General features: G+C 64.1%; 2 protein-coding genes. Both read left to right on the forward strand.

Annotated features, from left to right (window positions below):
* A partial coding sequence (locus tag EN949_RS35340; RefSeq protein ID WP_127371989.1) for an ATP-binding protein occupies positions 1 to 633 on the forward strand: 633 nt, incomplete at its 5' end.
* The coding region (locus EN949_RS35345; protein WP_164782683.1) for a response regulator at positions 630 to 1,195 on the forward strand (566 nt) is incomplete at its 3' end. The genes EN949_RS35340 and EN949_RS35345, both read left to right, overlap by 4 nt.

Below are 1,195 nucleotides of genomic sequence, written 5' to 3' on the forward strand. Positions count from 1 at the left end.
GCGCATGAGATCAACCAGCCGGTCGCCGCCATCCGCACCTATGCCGAGAATGCAGGTCGTTTTCTGGACAGCGGCAAGACCGGATCGGCCAGCGGCAATCTGACATCGATCGTTTCGATGACCGAACGCATCGGCGCGATCACCGGCACCTTGCGCACTTTCGCCCGCCGGCCGGGCGTCGCCGCTTCGCCGCTGCCGGTGCGCGAGGCGATCGACGGCGCGCTGTCGCTGCTGTCAGGCCGCATACGCGATTCCGGCGTCACCATCGTCAGGCCGCGCGGCAATGCCTCGCCGGTGGTCATGGCGAGCCGCATCCGGCTGGAGCAGATCCTGGTCAATCTTTTGCAAAATGCATTGGACGCGATGAAGGACCAGCCCGATCCCCGCATCGAGATCGAACTTGCCGAGCGCGACGACAGGGTGCTGATTTCGGTGCGCGACAATGGACCCGGCCTTGGTCCGGAGGCGGCTGGCAATCTGTTCATGCCGTTCCAGACCACCAAGGAGAAGGGGCTTGGCCTGGGGCTGGTGATCTCGCAGGAGATCGCCCAGGAATTGGGCGGCACGCTGCGGCTCGATCCCGGCAATGGCAGCGGCGCATCCTTCACCATCGATTTGAGGCGAATTGAATGACAGACGGATCAGGGCTGGTCGCGCTCGTCGACGACGATGCGGACCTCCTTCACGCCACCACGCAATTGCTCGAGCTTGCCGGCTTCACGGTGGTCGCACTCGACGCCGCCGAGGCAGCACTTGCCGTCGTCGACAGGAATTTCGAGGGCGTCGTCGTCAGCGATATCCGCATGCCGGGCATGAACGGGCTGCAGCTGTTCGATCGCATCAAAGCGATCGACGCGGATATACCGGTGATCCTGGTTACCGGGCATGGCGATGTCGATCTCGCTGTGGCCGCGCTCAAGGACGGCGTTTACGATTTCATCCCGAAACCCTATGCCGGAGAACGCCTTGTCGAGGCGCTGAAACGGGCATCGGAAAAGCGGCGGCTGGTGATGGAAAACCGGCGGCTGCGCGAAGCCGCGGCATTGGCCGCCGACGGCCTGCCGCTGATCGGCGAGGCGCCTGCCATCAAACGGTTGCGCGAAACCTTGCGCCAGATCGCCGACATGGATGTCGACGTGCTGGTCGAGGGAGAAACGGGAACCGGCAAGGAAGTGGTGGCGGACCTCCTGCACCT

This window comes from Mesorhizobium sp. M7A.F.Ca.US.007.01.2.1 (assembly GCF_003998165.1).
In the GTDB taxonomy this organism is placed as follows: domain Bacteria; phylum Pseudomonadota; class Alphaproteobacteria; order Rhizobiales; family Rhizobiaceae; genus Mesorhizobium; species Mesorhizobium ciceri.